This window comes from Winogradskyella eximia (assembly GCF_003386165.1).
GTDB lineage: Bacteria > Bacteroidota > Bacteroidia > Flavobacteriales > Flavobacteriaceae > Winogradskyella > Winogradskyella eximia.
Genome location: NZ_QRDV01000016.1, coordinates 1 through 5174, shown reverse-complemented (window position 1 = coordinate 5174; position 5174 = coordinate 1). Strand labels below are relative to the sequence as shown.

Here is a 5174-nt window from a genome sequence, read left to right as displayed (position 1 = left end):
TCCAGCCTCAGATTTAGAATTATGTGATGACGAAAGCAACGATGGATTTGAAGAGTTCGATTTAGGATCCCAGACGGCAATTATTTTAGGCTCACAACCCTCATCAGATTACAATGTGAGTTATCATTTAAGTTTTGATGATGCTGATGCAGGCACAGGAGCGTTACCTTTAACGTATACCAATACAGAAAACACACAACCGATATTTGTAAGAGTAGAGAATTCAGGGGATTCAGATTGTTATAATGCCACAGCGACGGCCTTATTTGATTTGGTTGTTAATATGAGAGCCTTAGCAACAGCACCAGATGATATGGTGGTTTGTGATGACCCTAGTAATGATGGAGTGGCTACGTTTGATTTAATCAGTCAAGAAGCGGCTATATTAGGGGCACAAGACCCAGTGACCTATACGGTATCGTTTCATGCGAGTCAAGATGATGCAGATGCTAATGTAGATGCTTTGCCATCAAGTTACCAGAACAGCACACCAAATCAAGAAACCATATATGTAAGAGTCGAAGATCCATTATATCCAGAATGTTACAATACTACTAGTTTCGATTTAATAGTAAACGCTCTACCCAACATCGTTTCAGTGACACCATTACAAGTTTGTGATGATGATACCGACGGCTTTGTAGGATTTCCTTTAAGCACTAAAGTAGCCGATCTATTAAATGGTCAAACAGGAATAAATGTTACCTTTCATGAAAACTTAGCAGGAGCCGAATCAGACCCAGCGACAGCAGAAATATTTGACGGTTACATTAACACAACAATGACCAATCAAACGGTATTTGTACGATTAGAGAATACCACGACCAACTGTTATAATGTGAACACTCTTGTTCTAGAGGTTTTAGAAAATCCAATCGCGAATACAACCACTGCTTTAGAAGTTTGTGATGATAATGCAGACGGTTTAGCTGTATTTGATTTAAGTCTAAAAGATGCCGAAGTTATTGGTTCGCAATCAGGAATGACGGTCAGCTATTATGCGAACCCAGCAGATGCAGAAACAGGAGATAACCCATTGGGAACCAATTACACAAACACTGTAGGAGGAGCACAAGAGATTTATGTACGCATAGAAAATACCGTTACGGGTTGTTACGATACTGGGATATTACAACTTATAGTGAATCCAAAACCACTAACTGTAGCTGTATCAGCATACGAATTATGTGATTATGATTTAACAGGAGACGAAGAAGAACGCTTTGATCTAAGCACCAAAACAGATGAAATCTTAAATGGACAAGTAAATGTTTCGGTAACCTATTACGCAGATGCCGCAGATGCCGCAGCAGAAGTTGATCCTATAACAGGGTTTTATACTAATATCAGTAATCCACAAACTGTAGTAGCAGTCTTAACCAATACGCTAACCAATTGTACTTCAGAAGTTACTTTTGATTTAGTGGTAAATCCTTTACCAACGGTAATCGCACCAACCGCATTAGAGGTTTGTGATGATGGCACACCAGACGGTTTAACGGAGATGGATTTAAGTATCAAGAACACGGAGATCACAGGAAACAATCCTATTTACGCAGTCAGCTATTACGAATTTTTAGTAGATGCAGAAGATGAGATGAATCCGTTACCAACGCTTTATACGAATACGAGCAACGGTCAAATAATCTTCGTACGTGTAGAAGATACGAATACCGGTTGTTATGATACTACAACACTAGAGCTGATTGTAGAACAAGCACCAGTTGCTTTTACACCAGAGGCATTAAGATATTGTGATCCAGATAATGATGGTTTTGGACTCTTTACACTTACCGATACAGAAAATGAGATTACCGGAGGAGCTTCAGGCTTATCGGTGACTTATCATGAAACAGAGACCAACGCTAATAACGGAGTCGATGCTATAGATACTACGGTAAGTTATAATAATATAGTACAAGATGCACAGACCCTTTATGTTAGAGTAGAGAGTGCAACTATCGCCACCGACTGTGCTACTATCGTGGTGCTCGATTTAATTGTAGAGCCAACACCACAATTAGTTGCACCAACACCATTAGAAGCCTGTGATGATATCTCAGCCGATGGTTATGCAACGTTCGATTTAACAACCAAAGCAGATGAAATCTTAAACGGTCAAGACCCAATGCAGTATATTCTTAGTTATTATGTAACTCAAGACAATGCCGCAGCAGCGACAAACCCAATAGCAAATCCACTAGCTTATACCAATACAGATGATTTTAACCAAATCATTTGGATCCGAGTAGAAGATAATACGACGGTAGAAGGCTGTTACAAGCTAACGAGCTTAGAGTTAATCGTGAATCCATTACCTGTTTTGGTAACACCAGCACCATTAGAGCTGTGTGATGTTAACAATCCAGGAGACGAACAAGAAGGCTTTATCTTAGAAGAAGCGAATGCAGAAATTTTAAATGGTCAAACCGGTATTAGCTTAACGTATTATGAGACGCAATTAGATGCAGATACTGCTTCAAATCCAATTTCAAGTCCATATGTCAACGTATTAAGTAACCCTCAGACGATATTTGTAAGAGCTCAAAATGATATCACAGGTTGTTACAATACAGTAACAGTAACACTAAGAGTGAATCCAATTCCATCACCAGAACCTAATCCAGAGTCTATAGAAGTTTGTGATGACGATAATGATGGTTTTGCAGAATTTGATTTAGAGATACATACTGTAGATATCACTAATGGAGAATCTGATGTGGTGATTACGTATCACGAAACACAGAGTGATGCACAGACCGGAGATAATGCCATAACAGGTTTGTATACCAATGTTGTAGCGAACAACCAAATGATCTATGTACGATCAGAGAATACATTGACGGGTTGTTACAGTCTTACACAAAACACGATGGAACTGATTGTGCACCCAGCACCAGAAGTGCCAACGACAATAGCACCATATACTATTTGTGATAGTGATTACGATGGAGTTGCTCAATTTGATTTAACCACTATGGACGTTGAAATCCTAAACGGTCAAGATCCAACAGCAGTGGAATTAACTTACCATGTTAGTGCCGCAAACGCAGAAGATGGCAGCAACCCAATCATCAATGTCGGTAACTATACCAACAATGGTAACCCACAAATCATTTATGTACGCTTATATGACCCAATCACCACATGTTACGATACAGGTCTATTTGAATTGATAGTGGCATTACCACCAGAAGCCATACAACCAACTCAATTAAATGAATGTGATGATTTAGGAGAAGTACCAGGAGATGAATACACTATGTTTGATCTTACGGTAAAAGACACTGAGATTACAGGAGGCAATGCCAGCTGGTCGGTTGCTTATTATGAGACCAATGCAGATGCTCAAGCCCAAGTAAATGCAATACCAGACCCAACACAGTACACTAATACAGAGGTGAATGGACAAGGAGCGAATCCTCAAACACTTTATGTTGTAGTTACTGATACCGATACAGGTTGTGTAGACTTTGTGACCTTAACGATACGCGTATTACCAAACCCAACACCAACGCCAAGCGATTTGTTACCAAATTTAGAATTGTGTGACGATATCAATACCGGAGATGGCTTTGAAGTCTTTGACCTTACGGAAAACGAAACCTTAATCCGAAATGATGAAGATGGAGTAACCATCACGTATCATGAGACAGCAGAAGATGCGGACTCAGGAACAAACCCAATACCAGATCCAACGCAGTATACCAATACAGGTACACCAGAACAAGAGATTTATGTAAGAATGACTAAAGATGCTACAGGTTGTTATGCCTTAGTAGACTTTACTATTGTTGTACATCCATTACCAAGCGTTGTTGGAGTCACAGACTTTATACAATGTGAATTATTTACCGATGGTTTTGATAATTTTGATTTAACCACAAAAGACGCCGAAGTTTTAAATGGTCAAGACAGTAATGCGTTTACGGTAAGTTATCATGAAAATGTTGCAGATGCCGAAGCCGGTATGAATGGTTTAGTAAGTCTATATACCAATATCAGTAATCCACAGCAGATTTTTGTGACGATCACCAATAATGAGACTGGTTGTTCAATAAGCACACAAAGCTTCAATATCGAAGTTCAAGAAGCCGCACAGGCGAATCCAGATTTAGACGCTATTGTCTTTGAAGAATGTGATAATAACATGGAAACGGATGGAGATACCACCAATGATGTTACGCAGTTTGATTTACTCACCATGAATGCAGAAGTATTAGATGGTCAAGATGAGACCACCTATATTGTAACTTACTATGATAATGAAGTTGATGCCAACAACAAGGTGAACCCTTTACCAACGGTATACGAGAATGTCGTTAACCCACAAGTGATCTATGCCAGAGTAGATAATGACACACCAGACGGAGTGACAGGAATTGACACCTCAATTTGTTATGCCATTACAGAGTTGACTTTACAGGTGAACCCATTACCAGAGTTCTTTATAGATGAGAATTATATTTTGTGTGTAGGTACAAATGGAAGCGAAGTCTTAGATCCATTAGAGATCCAGACGGGATTATCTACAGCTGACTATAGTTTTGAGTGGAGTTATGAAGGGACTGTAATGACCGCAGAGATAGGATCAAGTTTAATGCCAAGTGTCGGAGGAAATTATAGTGTAACAGTAACCAATATAATTACAGGATGTTTACAAACAGATGAGACCTTGGTAACAGAAAGTGGACCACCAGCACTTACTATAGATGTATTAACACAAGCTTTTGAAGAAAACAACGTTTTACAAGCAACAGCGCTTGGAGATGGAGTGTATGAATACAGTATGGATGGAGGTGCATGGCAAGACGACGGTATTTTTACCAATGTTTTTGCAGGCATACATTACATCACGGCCAGAGATAAGAATGGCTGTGGAATGGAAACGAAATCGGAGTTTATAATCGATTATCCGCTATATTTTACGCCAAACGGAGATGGCCAAAATGAAACTTGGAACATAGAAGGTATTGGAAGTAATGCAAAAATTTATATATTTGACCGTTATGGAAAACTGTTAAAACAATTAAGTCCTGACGGAAACGGTTGGGATGGTACCTACAATGGTAATGCAATGCCAACGGATGGCTATTGGTTTACAGTAGAGTATGACGAACCTTTAACAGGAGCACGTAAAGAATTTAAAGCCCATTTCACCTTGAAACGATAAA

The 5174-nt window shown here is 39.2% G+C and carries 1 protein-coding gene; it reads left to right on the top strand.

All coding sequences use genetic code 11. The features are described from left to right. Window positions 1–5173 (top strand): T9SS type B sorting domain-containing protein (locus tag DFQ10_RS18285; protein ID WP_147299254.1); only part of this gene is annotated, 5173 nt, incomplete at its 5' end. Between the last annotated feature and the right edge of the window lies 1 nt (window position 5174).